This is a genomic window from Bradyrhizobium huanghuaihaiense (assembly GCF_007830635.1).
Classification (GTDB): domain Bacteria; phylum Pseudomonadota; class Alphaproteobacteria; order Rhizobiales; family Xanthobacteraceae; genus Bradyrhizobium; species Bradyrhizobium huanghuaihaiense.
The window spans coordinates 1-22,073 of sequence record NZ_VLLA01000047.1 but is presented as its reverse complement, the minus strand read 5'-3'; the positions used below and the strand labels follow the sequence as shown (position 1 = coordinate 22,073).

Genomic DNA, 22,073 nt, shown 5'->3' with positions numbered 1-22,073 from the left:
GGGCGGGCGATCATATTACCGTCGTGGTCGTCTAGTCGGTTTTCCGAATAGGCACTTCCTTCGGAGCCAGTCGTGCTCATCCTATCCTGTGGCCTTCGGTTGCGGGATCGGCAGGAGCGAAAGTCTGCCGCGGTCCACGGGTTTTACAATTGTCCGGCCGATCATAGCCGCCGATCGCGTTGAAGCGCATGTGATGGTGGCACCTGTGTCTTCGCGATTCTATCCTGGGTCCGGATGGTGCTGCTCCGAATTGGATGACAGTGCAATAGCACGTGCGAGTCGCGGACGCCGCGACAAAAGCACCGGGCAGCAATTCTGCGCGCACGCCGCCGATCCTCGATAGACGGCTGCATTGGTCAATGGCAGCGACGACCGAAAGTAAAGGGCGGTGCTGCAGATCTGCGCCGTTGAACGTCACATTTTTGATGATCAAGCGCGGACAATATCGCACGCCATCAGCCTGCGATTGCTGGCCAGCGGGTGCGTGACTCGCTTGCGGATTGCGCAGCCGCAGCCTCCGAGCGCCGGCAGATGCTTAGGTCAGGTTGTGGTCAGTTAGGTTGTATATTATGAACGCGAGCTTGCGCGGCATGAGCTCAATCGCGTGCAATGTTGCCGATAGGAGAGCGATCTGATGTATGGCAGAGTCGTTGGCTCATCCAGCCAATCCACAAGCGCTAATCAAGTTGATGAACCGGGAGATAGCCCCCGCATGCGGAAACACTTGCAGGTATGGAGCCAGGCGGGTCGTCATCTGAAACAAGGGCGTACTATCTGAATTCCGGTCCGCCCATTGTTGAGATCGACCAGCGTTCCTTCGATCGAGGGCTGCGGAGATTTTTGGGCCGCGACATCATGAACATCGCCATTAATCCGCAAGAGTACTCAGACTTCGTATCAAAGAAAGCTGAGCGGGCAGCAACGGTTGCTGGCAGCTATAGCGCCACTCACTATGATCCAGCCGGGCCCGTGCGCTTCTTCAGCTATCAATTGGGTGACGAAACAGTTGGCCTGTTGAGAGCAGGAGGTCCGGTTCGGATCAAGGGGGAGACCTTCCGGGAAAAGTTTGGGCGCAACGATCTCACGTCCGTGGTGGACCTTCGGGTCACTCATCCCCTGGTTGAGAACGCGGGCGATATTTTGCTTGAGCACCAGCTGAGAGAGGATGGTGATGATCCCTTGATCTTGTCAAAACCAGGCTTGCCCGGCATGGAACCCCGCCTAGCAGAAATGGGTTTTGTTCATGTGGGTCGAAATCACTGGGTGCTTGATCCTCACCAGCATCCCGAGGTGTGGACGAAGAATGAGAACGACCAGTGGCAGCGAGTAGGCAAGCCTACGAAGTACCTTAGTAAGGTGGAGGATGATGATGCCGCCGCTGAATCGACGGTCCAGGCGGACTATTCTGACGAAGATGATCCGTCAGTCTATTTGGAGCGCGTCTTCACGGGGCTAAGCATGGAGTAACGCAACGGCGACCCTGAGCCATTTTTCGAAAGCTGAGAGCAGTGATATCGACACTCAGTTTCGAAAGCGAATTGTTGCACGATGAGCCGTCACCTTGCTTGAAGTGCATGTTGCCGAACGCGCATGGAGTAAGGTGGCTGCAATAGCAACACCGAACCTGAAGTGATGGGCGTTTGACCGTTCAAAGCGCGGGCGCAACAGTCTTAGTTCAAAGGGGGCGCGCGCTCGCTGCGCGCGCCCTGCGCCGGCTGGAAGCGAGCACATGGCTCTTCTGCGAAGGCCGCGACGCCGTGAGACATACGCCATCGGAGGGCACCGTGGCCCCGCTATGCGGCGTGGCCATTAACGAGCAGCAGCGACATCCGCCGCGTTTGGCCGTCCGGCAAGCCCGGAGCGCGGAGCAGCAGTTCTGCAGCTAGCACGGAGGGAACGAGAAGGCTCAATGTTCCTTTGTCTGAAATATACGCCGCTGTGCAACGAGATCTGCTGAAATAGCCAAGTTTGCGCGTCGGATGACCAGACACGATTCGTTTCGGCGCTCGTACGGTTATTGCAGGGGCAATTGCACAGCGACAATTAAGTCTTGCAAGAGCAACCTATGCAGCCAACTCTCGTCTATGCGATTTGCAGCTTTAACGACATTCCGAGCCGCCAGGCCATCGGATTTCATCTTATGGTCCTCGAAGATGACGGCAATCACCGGCCGTGGCCCGTCATTGTGGTGCGATGGGGCAAGAAGGTGCTTGGCTATGTCAATAAATGCCCGCACCACAGCGTCAATTTGGACTGGGAGCAGAACGAATTCCTCGATCCAAACGGTATCCGGCTGATGTGCGGCAAGCACGGTTCGACCTTCGAACTCGGCACCGGGCGGTGCGTCGAAGGTCCATGTCAAGGTAGAGCGCTTACGCCGATCGCGTTGGTAGTTGTGGATGGCGACATCTGCGCCGTCGGTGTGCATCTCGCGGAGGACGATGCATGAGCCAACAACTGAAGACCGCCCTCAGACCGGGCGGTTCTCGTTGCGGTTTTTCACAGCCTCCATCCTCTTTAGTCCGTCGTCATACGAGATTTCCTCATAGGATAGATCGAGATCCCTTGTGGCATCGAGGAGGTAATCAAGCTTGCCGGCCGGATCGAGCTTCTTGATGTCGTCCTTGTTCAGCCCGACCAAGTCCATCATCTCCTTCCAAACCGTGGATTCATCGCAGGGTAAGACGTGGAAGTTAATATCGCCGAGCTTAACTCGATACTTCGCCAGCAAATCGATGTTGTTGCAGAAAATGAAATAGCTGCCGATTGGGCTCAAGGCACCGTCGAGGACGGTCGCGACGTCAACAAGATACGCGAAGGAATGTAGGTAGCCGGCCAGCACGGGGATAGTGCGTTCTCCGTTTTGGGCGATCGTCAGAACCTGCTCAATGGAATAGTCTGGCGGTCGTTTCTCGTCCGCGACCTGAGTCTGGAACTTTAGTGCGACGTCGCCGCGAAAGCCGAACCGACCCGGCTTGGTGGTCGCGCCTTTGAATACGGCGTTGAGAAGGCGGCTCTCCTTCTCAAGTCTGCCGAGTGCAGTGTTCTCGATAGCGGTCATTAAATCTGTCCTTGATCTATGCTCTTCACCGACGCGTTGTCGGAGCCAGATGCGATGCAAATTGCCTGCCGTCGCCTGCGTGGCGGCGTTCAGTGAAGCTCGGAAAGAAAACGCGCCGGTGGCTGGCACCGCCTTACGTGCCTTGTCAGGAACCCGACATCCGTTGCCAGCCAAGGGGCGCGGAAATGAGCATCATCAGGCGTCTGCGCGCTGGCACGTGACTTGCTCTTAGCTGGGCCTAAGCTGACGAGGCAAAGACGTGATCAACCTGACCGATAGCGCAGTCAATGCAATCAAGAGCGCGATTTCATCTTCGGAGCGGCGGGCGGGTGGTCTGCGCGTCATGATCGAAGCAGGCGGCTGCAATGGATTCAAATACAAGATGGGCATCGCCGATGAGCCAAAGCCTGACGACACCGTGATCGACTGCGATGGGCTCAAGGTGTTTGTCGATAGCAAGAGCCGAGAGCATCTGGCCGGCACAACCATCGATTTCGTGCTGGCACCGGAGAGCTCTGGCTTTACCTTTCATAACCCGAACGCGGCCACCAACTGCTCCTGTGGAAAATCATTCGGCTGATGGAAACATTGATCAGGCGATAAGGAAAGGGCAATGAACCACACCGGCCGAACCAGACCGACTGAAGAACTCGTCGATCCCCACGATGCGAGAGGGTCCCGTTCGCTGCGCGAACGAAGAGATCGGACCCAATCGCCAAGCCGAAGCTGGCGCCTGTTAGCTGATCGGCACGATAGCAGCATGCTCTTGGCGCGGCTCGACAATGCTGGCAAGCCGTACAAGCTTCCGAGCGTGAGTCTAGAAGGGATTCAGGGGCACCTGGTAGGTAAGATCGGAGGTTTGGATCGCCTGGTCCTCGTTGTTGCTGCAGGCGGGGTGGTGCAGTGAGCGAGAATCGAGCGCCGATTTACCTCGATAACAATGCAACGACGCGAACTGATCCATCCGTCGTGCAAACCATGTTGCCTTTCTTCACTGAGCAATTCGGCAATGCCTCGTCCGCGCATGCCTTTGGCAACGAGGCCGCAATTGCGGTGAGGCAGGCACGGAGAAGCTTGAGCGGCCTGCTAGGTAGTGCATACGATCACGAAATCGTCTTCACCTCGGGAGGGACCGAAGCCAATAATGCCGCAATCCTCTCGGCACTTGCAACCCAGGAAGGTCGAGACGAGGTTGTCACCACTTCGGTTGAGCACTCCGCCGTACTTGCGCTAACGGAGCAATTGGCGGCAAGGGGAGTCAAGACGCGCATTATTGCCGTAGATGCTTGCGGCCGGCTCGACATCGAGGCGTTTCGCTGCGCGCTTGGGCCACGCACAGCGATTGCCTCGGTTATGTGGGCCAATAACGAGACCGGAACGATATTTCCCGTGAAGTGTCTGGCCGGGTGGACCCGTGAGGCGGGAGCGCTATTTCACACAGATGCGGTGCAGGCCATTGGTAAAGTACGCTTAAACCTAAAGGACAGCACGATCGACATGCTTTCACTATCCGCGCACAAACTGCACGGCCCGAAGGGGGTAGGTGCGTTATATTTGCGTAAAGGGACAAAATTCCAGCCGCTGATCTGCGGCGGATCACAGGAACGAGGGCGGCGCGCTGGGACCGAGAATATTCCCGGAATCGTCGGACTAGGAAAAGCTGCCGAACTTGCGGCGGAGCGGCTTGAACCCGAGCGCATCCGCATTGGCGCGTTACGTGACCGCCTTGAGCAGGGAATTTTGCGCAATGGCGAGTGCGTTGTGCTTGGCGACATTCGCAATCGTTTGGCGAATACGACTAATATTGCCTTCGACCATCTCGAAGGTGAAGCGATTGCCCACCGTCTTAACCGGGCGGGCATCGCCGTATCGCTCGGGTCAGCCTGCAGGTCGGGCTCAATGCAGCCATCGCATGTTCTGCGTGCCATGCAGGTGCCTGCGTGGCGGATGCACGGCGCCGTGCGCTTTTCTCTTTCGCGCGAAACCTCCCTCGCCGAAGTCGATGAGGCCGTGTGCGCTGTGTCAGATATCGTGACTCGCATGCGCGCCAGCTCCCGCGCCACGGTCAGGGAGCAGACCTCGTGAAAATCATGATCCGCCGCTCTCCGGACACGGGCTTGTCAATCTACGTGCCAAAAAAGGATATCGAAGAGTCAATCGTGGCCTCCGAGTACGAGACCCTATGGGGCGGCTGGATCAAAGTCGCTAACGGTTGGGTGCTCGATTTGCCCGAGATGGCGAGCGACACACGGTTACCGATCACAATCGACGCGAAGAAGCGGGATGAGAGCGGCGACGATCCATGAAGCGCTCACGGAGATGAGCGCTGTCGATGCGGCGGATGCAAAGGTTACTCTCGCGGACCTTGGCGCCCGCCCTGGGGACCGAGATCATTGTCGTCTCTCTCGTCCTGGCATCAGGGAATTGAAAATGCGATGTGCTGAGCACACCAGATGCATCGGTCGGCTTATTCGCCGGTAAGTCGGCGCTGTCTCGGGGCTTTGGGGGTCGACTGGCTGCGGCGCAGCATATCAAGATCAGCAAACGTCGGCCCGCCGCGACGGCATTGATGAGGCGGGGTTTACTCAGCCAGTCGGGACAAGGCGATTGCACCATCATCTTTGGCCCTCATTGCTGCCTGTCATATTCGGACGCGTGTTGCCCTAGTATTGGCCTTATGATGTCCGGCTTCCCCAGTTCGGATCGGGCCAATTGAGAGCGGCAGCGCGCGAAAGCCCGTTCAGATGAGCTGGATCGGGGCGAGCCCCGCGAGAGTGAAAAGCACACGAGATGGAGCCCCGAGTGAGAATGGCGACGCATCTGTCGCTTTGCCAACAAGCTCATCATTGCTGTCTTGCAAGTGCCAACGCTATCGCTGCGCCTACTCGGTGTACTGTGGTTGCATTCGCATCATCCTCGCCACGGCATGCAAGTTGCTAATCTTCCTGAAGCGCGCTCTAGGATGATCTGTGGGCGTCGATGCTTGCAGGGGAGTGATCTCGGTCGTGGAGCGCGGAAAATATATCAAAGCAGCGGTCAATAGCGGGAAGATCATGCAGTCCATAACCGAGCATAAGGGCTGCCGCGCTTCGGCGAAGACCGGGCGGGCGAGCTGCGGCTCGCAGGCCGGCCGAGGCGATCTGCCGGTCGAAATCTGGGAAAGGGTGAAAAACCATCCCTGTTACAGCGAGGATGCGCACCATCATTACGCTCGCATGCATGTCGCGGTCGCACCTGCCTGCAATATCCAGTGCAACTACTGCAACCGAAAATACGACTGCGCCAATGAATCGCGTCCGGGTGTGGTGAGCGAGAAGCTCACCCCTGAGCAGGCAGTGAGAAAAGTGATCGCGGTCGCGACGACCATTCCGCAGATGACGGTACTTGGCATCGCTGGTCCCGGCGATGCCCTGGCCAATCCAGCAAAGACGTTCAAAACGCTCGCGTTGGTCACCGAGGCTGCTCCTGACATCAAGCTGTGTCTGTCAACCAACGGACTAGCGCTGCCAGACTATGTCGATACCATCGTGAGGGCCAAAGTTGACCACGTCACCATCACCATCAACATGGTCGATCCTGAAATCGGAGCCAAGATTTATCCATGGATCTTCTTCAACCACAAGCGATACACCGGCATCGAGGCGGCAAGGATACTCACCAATCGCCAGCTTCAAGGGCTCGAGATGCTTAGCGAACGGGGCATTTTGTGCAAGATCAACTCGGTGATGATCCCCAATATCAATGATGACCACCTGGTCGAGGTCAACAAGGCGGTCACGTCGCGCGGTGCCTTCCTTCACAATATCATGCCGCTGATCTCCGTACCCGAGCACGGAACAGCATTTGGCCTCAACGGTCAGCGCGGTCCGACGGCTCAAGAATTGAAGACGCTGCAAGATGCTTGCGAAGGGAAGATAAACATGATGCGGCATTGCCGGCAGTGCCGCGCTGATGCGGTCGGTCTACTCGGCGAGGATCGCAGCGCGGAGTTCACCAATGATCAGGTGATGAAAATGGACGTCCATTATGACCTAGAGATGCGCAAGGCTTATCAAAAAAGGGTAGAGAATGAGCGCGTCTCCAAAGTCGCGGCCGGTCAAAAGGAGTTGGCGGGAGTCTCCGGAGAGATGAGCGCGATCACTGTTCTAGTAGCCGTCGCAACTAAGGGCTCGGGATTGATCAACGAGCACTTTGGACATGCAAAGGAATTCCAACTGTACGAGCTCTCCACATCCGGCGCCAAGTTCGTCGGGCTACGTCGTGTGGAGGGTTACTGCCAGGCCGGCTATGGCGAGGAAGATAGGCTATCCGTGATCATGCGCGACATCCGTGACTGCCACGCGGTCTTCGTGGCTAAGATCGGCGGCTGCCCCAAGAGCGGCCTGATCAAGGCTGGGATCGAGCCGGTCGATCAATTCGCCTATGAGTACATTGAGAAGTCGACGATCGCTTGGTTCAGGGCCTATGTCGGCAAAGTAAAGCGCGGGGAGATCCAGCATGTGCAGCGCGGCGTGCCCCCGCGTTGGCCTGGAGATCGGATCTCTGCGGCGTAAGGAGGAATATGTGCCATTCAAAATCATCGCCTCGCAGTGCACGAGCTGCTCAGCTTGCGAGCCTTTATGCCCGAACGTTGCTATTTCGGAGAAGGGGGGAAACTTTGTCATTGAAGCGGCGAAATGCAGCGAATGCGTGGGGCATTTTGACGAACCGCAATGTGCCGCTGCCTGTCCGGTCGACAACACCTGCGTGGTTGACAGGGCCTTGCCTCGCTACCAGGCGCCCGTCTGAAGTGTGGAGCCTGACCGGCAATGCAATCGCTGGTGCTGAACACGTCCCAAACGTCGCGCTGCGAACTGGCGGCTCCGCAGGCGCCGGCGTCTGCTCTTACGGACGGTGGCCGCTCTGGATTCCTGCGATGGGGCTGTTGCTGGCGGGCAGCACAGCCTGGCGACATTTCGGCGCTCGAGGGCGCCTCGTGATGCGGAGCAGAGTGTCCCCTCGGCGTGCCCCCGCGCCGTCGGTGCATGAGGAGCGAAATATGAACAGAATTCTCCGGGATAGCGACGCCGTCGAGCTAAGCGACCCACCCGCCTTCAGCTTTGGCCAAAAGCTTCGCGCCAATCGCGTCATCCGGAATGATGGCACCTATCCCGGCAAGGAGATCGGAGACGTCTTGGTCAAGAAGGGGGAGGTGGGCTACGTCGTCTCGATCGGCACGTTCTTGCAGCAATTCTACATCTACGGCGTGGAGTTTTTGGAAAGCGGCCACCGCGTTGGCATGAAACGCAAGGAACTTGAGCCAGTGGATGCAGGCGAGGAGGTCGATGATTTGCCACTACCGGAGGAGTCATGACTCAGCGAGGTTTTCCAAAATATTGGTGGGGCCAGCGGGGTAAACCGACAGCCGACCTGATCAAGCACCGCTCATCGGTCGATACGGAGACGGACGGAGCTTCGCTCGCCGCCAGGCCGAGCCGCCAGACCGTCATCGATACTCTCAACAACAAAGCGCATGAGCCTATCTTTATCGTTGATTTTGGTGAGGAGCTGCTCATCTGCTGGAGTTCAAGAGAACATCAAAAGGCATTGAAGGGAGGCTTTCATCATGAATTCCGCACTGATGAGGAAAGTAAAACCGGGGTTGGCGCGTCATCCCAACGAGCTTGATCGCAAACGGATCGAACGCGGCTTGAGCGCGCGGAAGCGCTATCTCTACGTCTCGCCAAACGTGACGCCCGTGTGGGGCGGCTACTGCATCGAGAGTCCCTGCTGCTCGCGCAATATCGACAAGGATGGCGCGCTCGTCGATGTCGCGCTGATCCTTTATGATGGCGTGACCGGGATCTGGAAGCTGTTTCGCAAAAATCATGCGGGGGGAGTCTGGGAATTTTACAGCCTCTATCATCGCTTGATCCCTGCAATCGACGAATTGAATGCGGATCCTGAGCGCCTGTTCTGGCAATGAAGGACCACCGTCCCCGAGGATAGAAGAACGACGATGGCGATCACGACCGAGGAATTGATCGAGATCGAACGGCTGCTTGCTGCCGATAGCGACGGCATGGGTCCCTTTGTCCAGCTGCGCCGCGGGCGGGGCGTGATGCGTGAGTTCGACACTCAACGCGGGCGACCGGGATCGCATTGGCCAAAGGAATGTTGGGCCGTGAGCAATGAGCCGGCCGAATACGGCGCAGTGCTGTGCAAGCCTACCGATGATGTCTTGGAGTGGTGTCGCATGGTCGAGCAGTGCTACGACGCGCATCTGCAATCACGTGAAGGAGTCCCGCTAAGATATTCGAAATCGACCACATTACAGTCGAGCTTGTCGGGTGTCAGCTCGTGATCGTAAGCGGCCAAAATAAGGAATCGGTATGAGCTTGCAACAAATCATCATCCACGTCCGCTTCGCCCCGAATGGGCGGGTGATACAAATCGGCCAGCGTCCAGGGAAGCTCACTCCGAACGGGTGGTTCGATGTCCTCAACACCCGTGCCAGCTCGGCTTATCAGCCGCTCGCTCGTGGCCGCGGGGTATTCCGGTTGAGCCGAACTGCTGTCGATACCTTAAAGCAGGAAACGGCGGGGCCGGGTTGAGCGAACCGGTAACCGCGATTTGATGAGTGAACAGATCGAGGGCGACGCCGTCTCTCCGGCCGACATTATTGTTCTGAGCGAGGCCATGGGCATTCAATCGCTGATAGCGGCGAGAACGTCGGCATTGCCGCAACTTCCCTCAATTGTGAGGCGCGCTATGACGCATTTGGTGTGCAACTTGCTCTTCGAGAAAGTTGATCGGGGGGATTGTTGCATGAATGAGAGGTCTCGATGCCGGGAGAAGAGGTTGTCATTGATCAGCAGGCGACCTTCGGACGTGAAGGTGCCTATCGCTCATCTCAGCGACGACAGCGAGTAAGGCGCCCGACCATTCCGACTGCCTTCGCAAGCGGGAGTTGGTGTCAGCAGGTGTCCATGCGCCAATGGACGGTCATCGTTGGACATTGCGGGCGGCTATGCGCTCACATCTCATCCCGACAGCTGAAATTCACTATCAGAGGATAGGCGCGTGAACTCAGAAAAAGAATTTCATCTCCCTCAACTCTATAGGCACCATGTCTTTGCGTGCAACACGCAGCGTCCGCCAAACCATCCCCACGGCAGTTGTGGCGCCTCCGGCGCGCAAGCTCTGTGGGATCGAATGGGCAAGGCGATCGAAGCGCAAGGCCTCGACGATATTGGCTTCGCGACTGCGGGCTGCCTTGGCTTTTGTAACTCTGGTCCTTTGCTGGTTGTCTATCCCGACGGAGTCTGGTATCGCGCGACCACGCCTGAGGATGTCGACGAGATCGTCATATCCCACCTCAAGCACGGCCAACGTGTCGACCGGCTTGTGATAGTGCTCAAGCGAAGCTAGAGGCGTCGCTTGGCGGCCGCTTGCCGGGTTAGCTAGCATGGTCGGCTCGACGTTGGGGGGCGGATCGTCTGAGATTAACCGGGCACTTCGCGGCCAAGATTAGGCTGTCAGCGGCGTATCGCCTTCTTATCAGGCAAATGGGAAAATGGCTTCGGTCTTAAGCGTGGCGAAACAGACGTATGATCATATTCTGAGTCGACGTTTGTGTAATGTTACTCACGTGCTGCGCGATTCGTAACTTGCAGCGCGAGCAACGCCAGCGGTTCCCTCTCTTGCGAGCTGACGCGTCGATGGCGCGTCAGCCGGCTTTCCGTGTCAGTCCGGCGAGAGTAGGAGACGAGCTCGATGATCCTGCTGGGATCCGAGTTTATCAAACGGCCTCTCCACTCTGGCTCTGCTCTAACGTCAGAACTTGTAAGCGACGCCGCCGCTGACGAGCCATGGATCAATATGGGCGCGGCCCGTAACGGCAATCGCATTGTTTAAGGTGGCCGAGTACTCCGGCCGCAGCCACAGCTTTTTAACGTCAAAGTTGAGGCCCCAGTGGCGATCGAGCATGTAATCGAAACCGAATTGGACTGCCGCGCCGAATTGGTTTTTGATGTTTAGATCCGTGACGGAAAGCCCGGCGAGCGAAGTATTGGCTGCCGATTGGTTGAAGAATACAGTGTAGTTGATGCCCGCGCCGACATAGGGCTTAAGCGGCCCAAAATCGGTGAAGTGATATTGCAGGGTCAGTGTAGGAGGCAAGAGCCAGGCTTTGCCGATATCGAGCCCTGTGAGCGCGCCATTGCCGCTGACGTGATGGCTGGTCACGCCGAGAATGAGTTCGGCGGCTAAGTTAGCTGTGAAGAAATAGGTGATGTCGAGCTCTGGTATAGCTTGATCGCTGATCGAAAGCCCAGAGTTGGGTGATGACAGCAACGGCGTCCCTGGAACGTTGACGGAACTGCCTGCGGTATCCGGCAAAACGCCAAGCACGCGCAGGCGGATCATCCACGGGTTGCGGGGTTCAATAGGGGGAGCTTTATAGTAGACCGGCGCCGGACCCAGATCAGCACCACGTACCGAGTTGCTGGCCAACGAGGTCGCTAGCGCGAAGACCGATACAGTTGCCAGGACTGTTCTTGCTCTCATCGAATTCTCCATTCCAAAAGTCGCGCGAGAAGCCGCGCAAGGTCTCTGTCACACATAAGGAACGGCGAAAGATTTGATACCAATCAAATATGGGAGCGATCGTGCCGCTCAGTTGCATCAGGATCACAGCTGCGAAACACGTTTTGCTAAAGGAAATACTCGCGCCAAGCAAGCCGCAAGTCGAGAACGTCATTCTTCTGGTGTGATCGTCCGGAACAGGCTCATTCGCTTGATCCCATCTTCGGGCAGCGCGTGCGAGTTGCTTGGTGCAGGCATCCCTGGAGATGCTCCTGCGTCTGGTGGCCAAGCAGCGACAGCGCGGGCTCGCGATCGAGCCCGGCACATCGTATTCCGTCTAAGTCGATCAACGGTCGTCGTATCAGGAGTGGATCACTCACCATCAATGCGAGTGCGCTCGCCGCGTCGATAGAATCGAGATTGACTTCGCCCGACTTGACACGAGGCGCGGCTCGGTTGAACCAGGAGCCGACGGGCATATTGCGAAAGAAGCTGCGCAATTCGTCCGCATGCCATGGCTCCTTCAAGATGTCCTGGACGACCACGTCATGACCGGCGGACTTTAGCGCTTGAATCTGACGCGCGTTCGTGGCGCAGCCGGGCTTCTGATAAAAGATGATTGTAGCCACGGCGTACCTATGTAGGCGTGCTATGCTGGGCGAATAGCACAGGGCTGCTGCTTCCCGGGAGCCATTCGAAGTTCTTGACAGTCAACGTCAATATCAGCGCATGGTGCGCCCTCAGCGAATTTGCAAAGCCGCTGGCCCGTCTCATTTTGACTCCGTCCGGCATCTTTACTCCTCACATGGCTGAGCTTGCGCGAGCGGCAGCAAGTTCTGTTCCACAATGGCGGCATCGGCTAAGTCAGCCTATTTGGCTGTTGGCGTTCATGTTTGCGATTGTTTGTTCGTTGTCTGACAGCCGGGCAGATCTTGTCAGATCCAAAACAGCCTACGATCGCGCGCCGGCTGGTTGCTTTTGGAAACGTAATCAGAAGCTTAAGGTGCCGGGTTAGACCTTGGCACGGCTGTTGCTGATAAGCGGCAGCAACACTGAGTGAGGGCTGAGTGCACGCCGACGTGTAAGGCGAGCGATGCGCTCCTTCCCTTGAACCCGTGTGCCCCCGCTTCTGCGAGGGAAGCAAAGCTCGCAAAAGAAGCGCGCAACGTTTGGCAAATCGGTTGATGGAGAGCAGCATGGCTTCACTAAGACAAATCGCCTTCTACGGGAAGGGCGGAATCGGCAAGTCCACCACTTCGCAGAACACGCTAGCGGCGCTGGCAGAGATGGGTCAGAAGATCCTGATTGTAGGGTGCGATCCGAAAGCGGACTCGACTCGCCTTATTCTGCACGCCAAGGCTCAAGACACGATTTTGAGTCTTGCCGCGAGCGCCGGCAGCGTGGAGGATCTAGAGCTCGAGGACGTAATGAAGGTTGGCTACCAGGACATTCGCTGCGTTGAGTCCGGTGGCCCTGAGCCAGGTGTCGGCTGCGCCGGCCGCGGTGTCATCACCTCGATCAATTTTCTTGAAGAGAACGGAGCCTACGAGAACATTGACTATGTTTCTTACGATGTGCTTGGCGACGTTGTTTGCGGTGGCTTTGCGATGCCAATCCGCGAAAACAAGGCGCAGGAGATCTACATCGTGATGTCTGGTGAAATGATGGCAATGTATGCCGCAAACAATATTTCCAAGGGGATCCTGAAATACGCGAACTCAGGTGGGGTGCGGTTGGGCGGCCTGATCTGCAACGAGCGGCAGACCGACAAGGAATTGGAACTGGCGGAAGCGTTGGCCAAGAAGCTTGGCACTCAACTGATCTACTTCGTGCCGCGTGACAATGTGGTGCAGCATGCAGAGCTGCGTCGCATGACGGTGCTTGAATATGCACCCGATTCCAAGCAGGCTGATCACTATCGGAAACTAGCGGCCAAGGTTCACAATAATGGCGGCAAGGGCATCATCCCGACCCCGATCTCAATGGATGAGCTCGAGGACATGCTGATGGAGCATGGCATTATAAAGGCCGTGGATGAATCAATCATCGGCAAAACCGCCGCCGAACTCGCAGCCTCGTAAAGGCCGCGAGTCGCCGCCTTGCGAAGGCGAGCGACAGATGCCGGTCTCCCTCACCCCCTTCCCGGGGGGGGCGGCATACTGACGATCGGCCGCGAAAACCAGAGTGCGCCGTGACGAACCACGCATTGTGAAAAACCGCAGAGTTATGTCCGAGCCGCACGTCCTTCCGTTCACGACTGCCTGTGCTGCTGACGCCAATAGCCAGTTGCACAAGGGAATTTCAACCTACCGGCTGCTCACCGGTGAACATCCTGCAAATGCCGATATCGCCATCGACAGCAATCTCGATCGCCATGCCCTGGCGTCTATCCTGGCGGCTGCCACGATGGATGGTGGCTGTCTGTCTGAGAAAGTTGGCCTGTCCGGCGTTGAATTGGCGGTCTTACTGGAGCAGCACTTTCTCCCAACCGGGATCAGGGCCCCGGAGCAGGCCGCGCCCTTCAAGCGGGAAGAGGATGAGGAGATCGCAATGCTTCGCGATCTGTTGCTCAAGCATCGCTCGACGGAAGGGGATATCGGCCGGTGGCTGGCTGCGATGATCGCGCGCCGCGCCATGGAGCCGGACCATCTTTGGGAAGCTCTCGGCTTGCGTGATCGTGGCGAACTCTCGCTCGTGATGAGCCGGCATTTCGCGCCGCTCGCCGCGAGCAATGTCAACAATATGCGTTGGAAGCGCTTCTTCTACCGCATGCTTTGCGAGGACGAAGGCCTTGCGATGTGCACGACACCCGTGTGCAATCAATGTAACGAATTCAACATCTGTTTCGGTGAAGAAAGCGGTGAGAGCCGGATGGCCGAGCGTCGGCGCGATTTGCTGTTGCAGGCCGCAGCATGGCCGGCTGTGTCCAGCGGCCGGGCATCTGAAACGCCAGGAGAGACCGCAGTCGCATCGTTATCCGAAAAGGCTTCAGCGCATTTGTAGGCCGCAGGTCGGAGGAGGGCGCGGATCACCAACTTGGATGCGAGCGGACGGCCGTGTGGTTAAGGCGGCAAGATCGAGTGCTAGGCTACAGTTCACCCGTGTTGGTGCGCCGCAACGGACCTGTCGCACCAAAGGGCAACGCGTTCGGCCTCATAGCGCTGTCGCATTTGCCACGATGCATTTGCTGAACAAGGTCATAAAGAGAAGCGTGACTTCTTGCACTAGGTCGGCCGTTAGGATCACAAAGACTGCGGCGGTAACGGCGGGCGCGGTCAACAAAAACATCGCGTCCGCGCAATTATCGAAGCAGATCTTCCGCTTACCATGATGGAGTGCCGCACGGACCCGGGAAAGAGGCGCCGACGCAGGGTCGACGCAAGGGTGTCGATGAAATATGTGGTCCCTTGCCACAATATCCATGCCGTCTTCGGGCTGTGTAGTCATCAGGAGCTAACGATGGAAAAGGTCAACCAAGTGTTAGGATATACCGGGCCCGCGAACTTCAGGTGTCAGTCATGAGAAGTCTTTCCGCGCCGTCACCGAGTTCTCATCAGATTGAGCGCAACCGCAAAACCCGCGGGCGCGTTGTCGTTACTGTTTCGGATCCGCTCAATGTGGGCGCTCACCAGAGCTAAACCGAAGGAGAATATTCGATGATCAGCTCATCCCCAGCAACCGGTATTCTAGATCGACTCGGCAAGGCCTCATCGGCAGAGGAGTTTTTTTCGCTGCTTGGCGTCGAGTACGACCCTAAGATCGTGAATGTCGCGCGCCTTCACATTTTGAAGCGCATGGGACAATACCTCGCACAGGAGAAATTTGCTGGTGCCGCAGAGCCGGAAATCAGAACTCGATGCAAGGCGATGCTGGAACGGGCATATGGAGATTTCGTGGCATCGTCACCGATCGACGAGCGAGTGTTCAAGGTTTTGAAGGATGCCGTCTCAGACTCCAAGAAGGCTGCGGCCTTCGTTCCTTTGAGCGAGTTGAAGTGACCTAGCGTTCCACTGTAAGCGAAGTCTGTCCGGCGGACGCCGAGGCGCTCCGTTAATGCGGCTTTCTATTTATCGCGGCAAGTCTCTTAGTCATGGCCCGGCCAACGGCTGTCGTATTCCCGACCCATGTCCGGATTATTCGTGACCAGGTATCAGCAGCTGTTTGATGTGTGGCGCAAGCCAATACGTCCCACTGACTTCAATCGTCTTTGCAACTGGTACGACACTTGCTGTTGTCCTGCTGATCTGATCATCGATGCCGACAGATGGTGGCGCCCGCGGTGAGTTTGAAGGAGGACCCATGATGCTGCTTACATTGCCTGCCGAGCCCCCCTGCGGCATCATATCGAGGCCTACGATGCCGTCAGGTCTGTTCGCAACGGTCTTTGACGCGGTCGCAGTTTCGTAGTGACGGTGAGATGGTAGTCAATAATAGGTGTCCCCTTCGCGCGGCTCTTGCGGCGGCTATGCACAGTAGCGTCCGCATCAAATCGGCCCCCGATCCCGCTCAAATGTGTCTGCATCTCATCGCAGATAGAAACTGCGCTACGAAAAGTGGTGCCCTCCTCCCACACGGAGTGCCAGCGCTGGAGGCTCGGCACGGTCGCGTGACAGAAGCCTTGCCAGGACCTCCATCGATGGTACCGGCGAGGCGCCGCGAACGGACTAGTCAACTAAGGCATGGAAGTGGCCGGTCAGGATCACCTCGTCCTGGCCGGCCACGGTGGCGCTCGTCGAGCCCGGCACCCAAGGATTCAGTTTGCAAGATCCCTCCAAAGCCGGCCGAATGGGTGCGCCAATTGCGACGACGCGTATTGTGGTGCGACTGGTCCGAGCGCGCAGGCGGGCAGAGCAGCCAGCCACTTGCCGGCCAAAAGTGAACTTCGGTTAACGAAAGCGAAAAAGCAACCCGTGGCGCGGGCGCGCCTATCTCCAGAGGAATTTAGACTATGAGCAAGGTCAGCAAAACGGCGATGCCAGCAGGGGCCGGCCGCGGAGCAGCCAAAAAAGAACTGCCGGAGCACTTCAAGTCGTACAAGCACGTCTGGGTCTTCGTCGAGCTGGAGCGGGGCCAAGTGCATCCCGTTTCCTGGGAGCTCATGGGTGCGGGGCGTGGTCTTGCCGACAGGCTAAAGGTGAATCTTGCCGCTGTCGTTGTCGGTCCGGAGGGGCAGCACACACGCAACGCCGCACTTGAAGCCTTTTGCTACGGCGCCGATCTGGCCTATCTCGTGAGCGACAATGTGTTGTCGGATTACCGCAACGAATCTTATACGAAAGCGCTCACCGAACTCGTCAACACCTACAAGCCCGAGATATTACTGTTGGGTGCCACGACGCTTGGTCGCGATCTCGCAGGTTCCGTGGCGACGAATCTATCGACGGGGCTTACTGCCGACTGCACCACGCTGGACGTGGACGCCGACGGTTCACTTGCGGCGACGCGGCCAACTTTTGGCGGCTCGTTGCTCTGCACAATCTATACCTTGAATTACCGCCCGCAGATGGCCACGGTCCGCCCGCGAGTGATGCCGATGCCTGCACGCGTTATGCGCGATGCCGCTCGTATCGTCGTTCATCCGCTCGGCCTTGTAGAAGACGATATAGTCACGAAAGTATTGTCCTTCCTACCCGACCGCGATGCAGAAACTTCCACTCTGGCCTATGCCGATGTTGTGGTTGCGGGCGGCCTTGGACTGGGATCGCCTGAGAACTTCCGGTTGGTACGCGAGCTCGCAGCTCTGCTTGGGGCTGAATATGGCTGCTCGCGTCCTCTCGTGCAAAAGGGCTGGGTTACGTCTGACCGGCAAATCGGTCAGACAGGCAAAACCATCCGGCCGAAGCTCTATATTGCCGCGGGCATTTCCGGTGCGATCCAGCACCGGGTCGGCGTCGAGGGCGCGGATCTGATCGTCGCCGTTAACACGGACAAAAACGCTCCGATCTTCGACTTCGCCCATCTCGCGATCGTCAGTGATGCTATGCAATTGTTGCCAGCCCTGACGGCTGCATTTCGCGCGCGGCTTCTGCCAGATTCGCGCGCCAGGATCGCGGTCTAGAGGAGATATTGATGATTGAAGAGAGATTCGATGCGATCGTGGTCGGAGCCGGTATGGCCGGCAACGCGGCGGCATTGACGATGGCCAAACAGGGCATGAAGGTGCTGCAGCTCGAGCGGGGCGAATATCCCGGATCGAAAAATGTGCAGGGGGCCATCCTCTATGCCGACATGATGGAAAAGCTGATCCCCGAGTTTCGAGAGGAGGCGCCACTCGAACGCCACCTGATCGAACAGCGGTTCTGGATGATGGACGATCGCTCGCATGTCGGCATGCACTACCGTTCGGAGGACTTCAACGAGCAGAGGCCGAACCGCTATACGATTATACGCGCCCAGTTTGACAAATGGTTTTCTTCAAAGGTGCGGGAAGCTGGCGCGATCGTGCTTTGCGAGACCACCGTCACAGAGCTCGCGCAGGACGATCGTAACAGGGTCGTCGGTGTTCGTACAGATCGCCGTGACGGCGAGATACATGCTGACGTCGTCGTTCTGGCCGAAGGGGTCAATGGCTTGCTCGGCACGCGTGCGGGCCTGCGCGCCCGTCCGGCACCCGATAACGTTGCGCTCGCGGTGAAGGAAATGCACTTCTTGCCCCGTGAAACCATCGAAGCACGCTTCAATCTTAAGGGGGATGAAGGCGTCGTGATAGAGGCTGCCGGTACCATTTCCCGCGGCATGACCGGGATGGGTTTCATCTACGCCAACAAAGAGTGCATTTCGCTTGGCATCGGTTGTCTCGTCGCCGACTTCCAACGCACGGGCCAAACGCCGTATGGCCTGCTCGATGAATTCAAAAGGCATCCCTCTGTGGCGCCACTGATAGCAGGGTCCGAAGTAAAGGAATATTCGGCGCATCTCATTCCCGAAGGCGGTTACAAATCGATCCCACAGCTTTATGGGGAGGGCTGGGTCGTCGTGGGCGATGCCGCCCAACTCAACAATGCCGTTCATCGTGAGGGCTCCAATCTCGCGATGACATCGGGCCGTATCGCGGCCGAAGCGATAGGTCTGGTCAAATCGCGCGGCGAACCGATGAGTGCAACAAATCTCTCAATCTACAAAAAGATGTTGGACGATTCTTTCGTCATCAAAGATCTCAAGAAGTACAAGGATTTGCCACCCCTCATGCATACCCACTCCGAAAATTTCTTTCTCACTTATCCGCAGCTTATCTCCAAGGCGATGCAGAACTTTGTGCGCGTCGATGGTACGCCCAAGGTTGAGAAGGAGAAGGCGAGCCTCAAATCCTTTGTCAAGACGCGGTCATGGTCAGGTCTGGTCGGCGATGCTTACCGTTTTGCCAGGGCCTGGCGGTGATCGCGACAGTGTGAAGTCCAACAGTGGAAGGCAAAAGCATGAATGTCGAACCCTCCGTGCGCGTCGAAGACAAGCTGTACTACAACCGTTATCTTGTCGACGCCGGGCACCCTCACGTCAGGGTACGTGCGCACAAGACGCCATCGCCGCAGCTCCTCACACTTTTGAAGGCCTGCCCGGCGCGATGCTACGAGCTCAACGACAACGGCCAGGTCGAAGTTACAGTTGATGGCTGCATTGAATGCGGTACCTGCCGCGTGATCGCCGAGCCGACCGGCGACATCGAATGGAGCCACCCGCGCGGCGGATATGGTGTTCTGTTCAAGTTTGGGTGATGACAGAGCGAAGGGTGGTGCGGCGTTAGCCGACGCAATCTCACTGTATCTGTGGCGCGCTCACTGTCACCTGCATAGCGCCGGGTTGTTTGAGAAGACACCCGTCATCGCAACGCGACGCAAGACGTGACATGCAGATAAGCAGCAAAAGGCTCGTTGTGGCGCCACTGAGTAGCGCCACGATGCCGTCGATCTGATGGCAGAGAAAAGATCAGTCTCCTGCCTGAGGGGAGGCAGGCCCAGCGGCCTCGAGTGCGATCGCCACTGACTGTGTGATCGCAGCAAAGCGCACGGCGGTCTGGATCGTCTCCGAATTGACGCCCGCGGCTCTCAATGTCCTCTCATGGGCATCAATGCAGATACCGCAGCCGTTTATGGAGGAGACAGCAAGCGACCACAGCTCGAAATCGGACTTGTCCACGCCGGGATTGCCAATCACGTCCATGCGCAGCCGCGGCGGCATCGTCTTGTATTCTGGGTTGGAAGCGAGGTGAACGAAGCGGTAGTAGACATTGTTCATTACCACTACGGAGGCCGCAGCTTTCGCTGCGGCGATCGCCACAGATGTCATCACGCCCGAGGCTGCCGATTCCACCGCGGCAATCAGGGCTGAATTGCGGGTGGCAACTGCACTCGCTACCAGCACCCCGTATTTTCGCCGCGGCGAAAGCGTCTCATCGGCCATCAAGGAGGTCAAGTTAATCCTGACATCCTTCGCGAAATCGGGAATCTTGTCGTAGATTTGTTCGATCGGCGACATGCTGCGTCACGCAACCTTCAGTGTTTCCCCGCCGATTTCGCGGTTGCAGGGACAGAGCTCGTCGGTTTGCAGCGCGTCTAGAACGCGGAGTGTGTCCTTAGGACTGCGGCCCACACTCAGATTGGTCGCATAGACGTGCTGAATCGTGTTTTGGGGGTCAACAATGAAGGTATAACGATAGGCAACCCCTTCGGGTGAACGCACCCCGAGGCCATCGACGAGCGTTCCCTTTGTGTCGGCAAATTGCCAGATTGGTAGATTGTGCAGGTCGACATGTGAGCGCCGCCAAGCAAGCTTGCAGAACTCGTTGTCAGTCGAGCCACCCAGTACAACCGCATCTCGGTCAGCGAATTCCTTGGAAAGCCGAGCAAATTCTGCGATCTCTGTCGGGCAGACGAAGGTAAAGTCCTTTGGGTAAAAGAAGATGATCTTCCATTTCTCCGGAAAGCTCATTTCGGTCAGCGTCTCAAACGCACTCTGCCCTTCCTCTTCCTGCGCTTGAAAACCGGGCTTCACGCCTGTGATGTCGAATGGCGGCAACTGACTTCCAATTCCGAGCATGGTGTCCTCACAAACTTGCTTTTGTAGATCGTGACCTCACTGGTGGAGCAAACCATATGCCACGCATTCTTAGACCTAGAATTGGCGCAACAAGACCAGCCCAGCGGCTTGGATACAGGCGCCTTTGAGCACGAAAGTACACGGGCGCTGGCTACGCGGTTGGCGGGAAGACGGCAGCCAGACCTAAACCGAAGCAATCTCGTCCCCGACCGGTAGGCACTGCACAGCCGGCCTGGCCGGGCTATGGCAGTTTGGCGCTCGCCGCTGGTAACTGCGACGTCGTGCCGTTCAAGGTCCACAATCGGCGCGTTCGCAAGGCATCGAGGCGGCGCAGCAGCGGACGCGGGAGCTAAGGCGGCTTCCGCAAATGGCGAAGGGTTTCGATGGGCGTGCGCCGCCCGGTATCGTTCCGACCAATAGCCGCAGCTGGGGTTGAACGGCGCCGGCCGCAAGGCATGTTTTTCGGAACGTCTGTTAAGTCCGGTACGCCTGGCTATCGTAACGATTCGGCGCGCAGGTCCGGTCAGCTCATTCCCGTTGTTTGGCGAATTTGCTGATCGCAAGGAGATGGGGTCCTGCTGCGAAGCGCCCGGGAGACGGCGGGCGCAGCCTCGGCAACCGTTTTTGTCAAGACCGGATTGTTCTGCTGCCGAACGGTTGGGAAATCGAGATCTGTTCTCCCCTCGCAACGTTCGCTTGCGAGCATAATGTGTGTGCCCCCCTCGAGTGCCGCTGCACCTGTAAGGTGATGCCTTCCTCGCTGCGCGACATCCAAAGCGGAATCGGCAGGTAGCCTCAAGATCGTCTTTGGCAGGTAAAGAACTGCCCGGAGCGCTATTCGAATCTATCTCATCTAGACTATCGATGATGGCCGCGATCTTGCTGGTGTGTTTCTCGCGTCCAGACATAGCCGTCCAAGGTGCTCATGGGGATGTGGCAGGCCTTGCAAGCCACCGCTCGGCAGCCCGAGCGGAACGGCGCGCGCGACTTCCGCGAAGAGCTATGCGGGATTTTGGGTGACGAGGCGATCAGGCGGCGTGGTTTTCCGGCACTTGGATGACCTCGATGCCGTTTTCGAATCTGACACCTGCGATGACCTTCGGCAACTGATTTGTGCCTTTCAGCCGCCGCCAGGTCTTTGATGCGGCGCAGAGCAGCTTGAACACCATCAACTTGGCAGTCGTTGACGATAACGAACCTTTCGTGCGCACCGTTCTGTGCCGGACCGTCGCGAACACGCTTTCGATGGGATTCGCCGTCCGCAAGTGGTCCCAATGCTCGGCGGGGAATTCGTAGAACGCAAGCATTGCGTCGCGATCTTTCGTCAGGCACTCGACCGCCTTGTCGTACTTCGCTCCGTATTTCTCGGCAAAGACATCGATCGCCACTTCGGCCGAAGCTCGGTTGGACGCCA

The 22,073-nt window shown here is 57.6% G+C and carries 26 protein-coding genes; 20 read left to right on the top strand and 6 right to left on the bottom strand.

The window, feature by feature from the left end; translation table 11 throughout:
• The first annotated feature begins 732 nt into the window (after positions 1-732).
• Positions 733-1,467 (top strand): host specificity protein, encoded by a 735-nt coding sequence (locus tag IQ16_RS42030; RefSeq protein WP_145832202.1) that lies wholly within the window; start codon positions 733-735, stop codon positions 1,465-1,467.
• Positions 1,468-2,065: 598 nt separating this feature from the next.
• Complete coding sequence (locus tag IQ16_RS42025; RefSeq protein ID WP_018647465.1) at positions 2,066-2,449, top strand: Rieske (2Fe-2S) protein; 384 nt, start codon at positions 2,066-2,068, stop codon at positions 2,447-2,449.
• 21 nt (positions 2,450-2,470) lie between these two features.
• Here IQ16_RS42025 and IQ16_RS42020 read toward each other — a convergent pair whose 3' ends face one another.
• The gene (locus tag IQ16_RS42020; RefSeq protein WP_014497969.1) at positions 2,471-3,061 is read right to left on the bottom strand and encodes a hypothetical protein; all 591 of its coding nucleotides are present in this window, start codon (positions 3,059-3,061) and stop codon (positions 2,471-2,473) included.
• Between the two features lie 259 nt (positions 3,062-3,320).
• On the opposite strand from IQ16_RS42020, the gene IQ16_RS42015 reads away from it, so the two are divergent.
• The 11 genes from IQ16_RS42015 to IQ16_RS41955 all read left to right on the top strand — a co-directional run bounded on the left by IQ16_RS42015 (position 3,321) and on the right by IQ16_RS41955 (position 10,471).
• Complete coding sequence (locus IQ16_RS42015; RefSeq protein ID WP_011084564.1) at positions 3,321-3,641, top strand: iron-sulfur cluster assembly accessory protein; 321 nt, start codon at positions 3,321-3,323, stop codon at positions 3,639-3,641.
• Between the two features lie 33 nt (positions 3,642-3,674).
• Positions 3,675-3,968 carry a hypothetical protein gene (locus tag IQ16_RS42010; protein ID WP_131234256.1) on the top strand — a complete coding sequence of 98 codons (294 nt, stop codon included), beginning with the start codon at positions 3,675-3,677 and terminating at the stop codon, positions 3,966-3,968.
• Complete coding sequence (gene nifS, locus IQ16_RS42005; RefSeq protein ID WP_011084565.1) at positions 3,965-5,146, top strand: cysteine desulfurase NifS; 1,182 nt, start codon at positions 3,965-3,967, stop codon at positions 5,144-5,146. The genes IQ16_RS42010 and nifS overlap by 4 nt, the downstream gene beginning before the upstream one ends.
• On the top strand, positions 5,143-5,367 hold the full coding sequence (gene nifT / locus IQ16_RS42000; protein ID WP_011084566.1) for a putative nitrogen fixation protein NifT: 225 nt from the start codon (positions 5,143-5,145) through the stop codon (positions 5,365-5,367). The genes nifS and nifT overlap by 4 nt, the downstream gene beginning before the upstream one ends.
• 747 nt (positions 5,368-6,114) lie before the next feature.
• Positions 6,115-7,614: a nitrogenase cofactor biosynthesis protein NifB gene (gene nifB, locus IQ16_RS41990; protein ID WP_011084568.1), complete on the top strand. Its 1,500-nt coding sequence runs from the start codon at positions 6,115-6,117 to the stop codon at positions 7,612-7,614.
• A gap of 10 nt (positions 7,615-7,624) precedes the next feature.
• The gene (locus tag IQ16_RS41985; RefSeq protein WP_011084569.1) at positions 7,625-7,849 is read left to right on the top strand and encodes a 4Fe-4S binding protein; all 225 of its coding nucleotides are present in this window, start codon (positions 7,625-7,627) and stop codon (positions 7,847-7,849) included.
• Between the two features lie 250 nt (positions 7,850-8,099).
• Positions 8,100-8,414, top strand: coding sequence for a nitrogen fixation protein NifZ (locus tag IQ16_RS46185; protein WP_026312710.1), 315 nt, complete (start codon positions 8,100-8,102; stop codon positions 8,412-8,414).
• Positions 8,411-8,728, top strand: a complete 318-nt coding sequence (locus IQ16_RS45410) for a hypothetical protein (RefSeq protein ID WP_014497965.1) — start codon at positions 8,411-8,413, stop codon at positions 8,726-8,728. The genes IQ16_RS46185 and IQ16_RS45410 overlap by 4 nt, the downstream gene beginning before the upstream one ends.
• Positions 8,667-9,026, top strand: coding sequence for a DUF3024 domain-containing protein (locus tag IQ16_RS41975; RefSeq protein WP_018647468.1), 360 nt, complete (start codon positions 8,667-8,669; stop codon positions 9,024-9,026). Before IQ16_RS45410 ends, IQ16_RS41975 begins: the two co-directional genes overlap by 62 nt.
• Before the next feature lie 33 nt (positions 9,027-9,059).
• Entirely contained in the window at positions 9,060-9,404 is a 345-nt protein-coding gene (locus IQ16_RS41970; RefSeq protein WP_011084572.1) for a hypothetical protein, read from the top strand.
• A gap of 719 nt (positions 9,405-10,123) precedes the next feature.
• Entirely contained in the window at positions 10,124-10,471 is a 348-nt protein-coding gene (locus IQ16_RS41955) for a (2Fe-2S) ferredoxin domain-containing protein (protein WP_011084574.1), read from the top strand.
• 405 nt (positions 10,472-10,876) lie between these two features.
• On the opposite strand, the gene IQ16_RS41950 is transcribed toward IQ16_RS41955, so the two are convergent.
• Positions 10,877-11,620, bottom strand: coding sequence for an OmpW/AlkL family protein (locus tag IQ16_RS41950; protein WP_018647470.1), 744 nt, complete (start codon positions 11,618-11,620; stop codon positions 10,877-10,879).
• A gap of 209 nt (positions 11,621-11,829) precedes the next feature.
• Positions 11,830-12,255, bottom strand: coding sequence for an ArsC/Spx/MgsR family protein (locus IQ16_RS41945; RefSeq protein WP_011084576.1), 426 nt, complete (start codon positions 12,253-12,255; stop codon positions 11,830-11,832).
• Positions 12,256-12,329: 74 nt separating this feature from the next.
• Here IQ16_RS41945 and IQ16_RS41940 point away from each other — a divergent pair, with 74 nt between their 5' ends.
• From IQ16_RS41940 to IQ16_RS41905, 7 genes are all read left to right on the top strand, one after another.
• Positions 12,330-12,641 (top strand): hypothetical protein, encoded by a 312-nt coding sequence (locus tag IQ16_RS41940; RefSeq protein WP_161170736.1) that lies wholly within the window; start codon positions 12,330-12,332, stop codon positions 12,639-12,641.
• A gap of 181 nt (positions 12,642-12,822) precedes the next feature.
• Positions 12,823-13,707: a nitrogenase iron protein gene (nifH, locus tag IQ16_RS41935; RefSeq protein WP_011084578.1), complete on the top strand. Its 885-nt coding sequence runs from the start codon at positions 12,823-12,825 to the stop codon at positions 13,705-13,707.
• 103 nt (positions 13,708-13,810) lie between these two features.
• The gene (locus IQ16_RS41930) at positions 13,811-14,629 is read left to right on the top strand and encodes a nitrogen fixation protein NifQ (protein WP_018647473.1); all 819 of its coding nucleotides are present in this window, start codon (positions 13,811-13,813) and stop codon (positions 14,627-14,629) included.
• A 653-nt stretch (positions 14,630-15,282) separates the two neighbouring features.
• Positions 15,283-15,624: a nitrogenase stabilizing/protective protein NifW gene (nifW, locus tag IQ16_RS41925; RefSeq protein ID WP_011084580.1), complete on the top strand. Its 342-nt coding sequence runs from the start codon at positions 15,283-15,285 to the stop codon at positions 15,622-15,624.
• A gap of 950 nt (positions 15,625-16,574) precedes the next feature.
• Entirely contained in the window at positions 16,575-17,684 is a 1,110-nt protein-coding gene (locus IQ16_RS41915; protein ID WP_014497958.1) for an electron transfer flavoprotein subunit alpha/FixB family protein, read from the top strand.
• Positions 17,685-17,695: 11 nt separating this feature from the next.
• A complete protein-coding gene (locus IQ16_RS41910; protein WP_011084583.1) occupies positions 17,696-19,003 on the top strand; it encodes an FAD-dependent monooxygenase in 1,308 nt (435 codons plus the stop codon).
• Positions 19,004-19,041: 38 nt separating this feature from the next.
• Positions 19,042-19,338, top strand: a complete 297-nt coding sequence (locus IQ16_RS41905) for a ferredoxin family protein (protein WP_011084584.1) — start codon at positions 19,042-19,044, stop codon at positions 19,336-19,338.
• Between the two features lie 211 nt (positions 19,339-19,549).
• Here IQ16_RS41905 and ahpD read toward each other — a convergent pair whose 3' ends face one another.
• The 3 genes from ahpD to IQ16_RS41885 form a co-directional block, all read right to left on the bottom strand.
• Positions 19,550-20,098 (bottom strand): alkylhydroperoxidase, AhpD family, encoded by a 549-nt coding sequence (ahpD, locus tag IQ16_RS41900; protein ID WP_011084585.1) that lies wholly within the window; start codon positions 20,096-20,098, stop codon positions 19,550-19,552.
• A gap of 6 nt (positions 20,099-20,104) precedes the next feature.
• Positions 20,105-20,659: a peroxiredoxin gene (locus IQ16_RS41895; protein WP_011084586.1), complete on the bottom strand. Its 555-nt coding sequence runs from the start codon at positions 20,657-20,659 to the stop codon at positions 20,105-20,107.
• Between the two features lie 1,028 nt (positions 20,660-21,687).
• On the bottom strand, positions 21,688-22,073 hold a 386-nt coding region (locus IQ16_RS41885; protein ID WP_208751668.1), incomplete at its 5' end, for a transposase.

Bases quoted from the DNA above. Each gene is read 5' to 3' on its own strand.
- nifH (WP_011084578.1), top strand. From the start codon at position 12,823: ATGGCTTCACTAAGACAAATCGCCTTCTACGGGAAGGGCGGAATCGGC.
- IQ16_RS46185 (WP_026312710.1), top strand. From the start codon at position 8,100: ATGAACAGAATTCTCCGGGATAGCGACGCCGTCGAGCTAAGCGACCCA.
- IQ16_RS45410 (WP_014497965.1), top strand. From the start codon at position 8,411: ATGACTCAGCGAGGTTTTCCAAAATATTGGTGGGGCCAGCGGGGTAAA.
- nifB (WP_011084568.1), top strand. From the start codon at position 6,115: ATGCAGTCCATAACCGAGCATAAGGGCTGCCGCGCTTCGGCGAAGACC.
- nifW (WP_011084580.1), top strand. From the start codon at position 15,283: ATGATCAGCTCATCCCCAGCAACCGGTATTCTAGATCGACTCGGCAAG.
- IQ16_RS41905 (WP_011084584.1), top strand. From the start codon at position 19,042: ATGAATGTCGAACCCTCCGTGCGCGTCGAAGACAAGCTGTACTACAAC.
- IQ16_RS42025 (WP_018647465.1), top strand. From the start codon at position 2,066: ATGCAGCCAACTCTCGTCTATGCGATTTGCAGCTTTAACGACATTCCG.
- IQ16_RS41975 (WP_018647468.1), top strand. From the start codon at position 8,667: ATGAATTCCGCACTGATGAGGAAAGTAAAACCGGGGTTGGCGCGTCAT.
- IQ16_RS41895 (WP_011084586.1), bottom strand. From the start codon at position 20,659: ATGCTCGGAATTGGAAGTCAGTTGCCGCCATTCGACATCACAGGCGTG.
- IQ16_RS42020 (WP_014497969.1), bottom strand. From the start codon at position 3,061: ATGACCGCTATCGAGAACACTGCACTCGGCAGACTTGAGAAGGAGAGC.
- IQ16_RS42030 (WP_145832202.1), top strand. From the start codon at position 733: ATGGAGCCAGGCGGGTCGTCATCTGAAACAAGGGCGTACTATCTGAAT.
- IQ16_RS41950 (WP_018647470.1), bottom strand. From the start codon at position 11,620: ATGGAGAATTCGATGAGAGCAAGAACAGTCCTGGCAACTGTATCGGTC.
- ahpD (WP_011084585.1), bottom strand. From the start codon at position 20,098: ATGTCGCCGATCGAACAAATCTACGACAAGATTCCCGATTTCGCGAAG.
- IQ16_RS41910 (WP_011084583.1), top strand. From the start codon at position 17,696: ATGATTGAAGAGAGATTCGATGCGATCGTGGTCGGAGCCGGTATGGCC.
- IQ16_RS42010 (WP_131234256.1), top strand. From the start codon at position 3,675: ATGAACCACACCGGCCGAACCAGACCGACTGAAGAACTCGTCGATCCC.
- IQ16_RS41970 (WP_011084572.1), top strand. From the start codon at position 9,060: ATGGCGATCACGACCGAGGAATTGATCGAGATCGAACGGCTGCTTGCT.
- IQ16_RS41915 (WP_014497958.1), top strand. From the start codon at position 16,575: ATGAGCAAGGTCAGCAAAACGGCGATGCCAGCAGGGGCCGGCCGCGGA.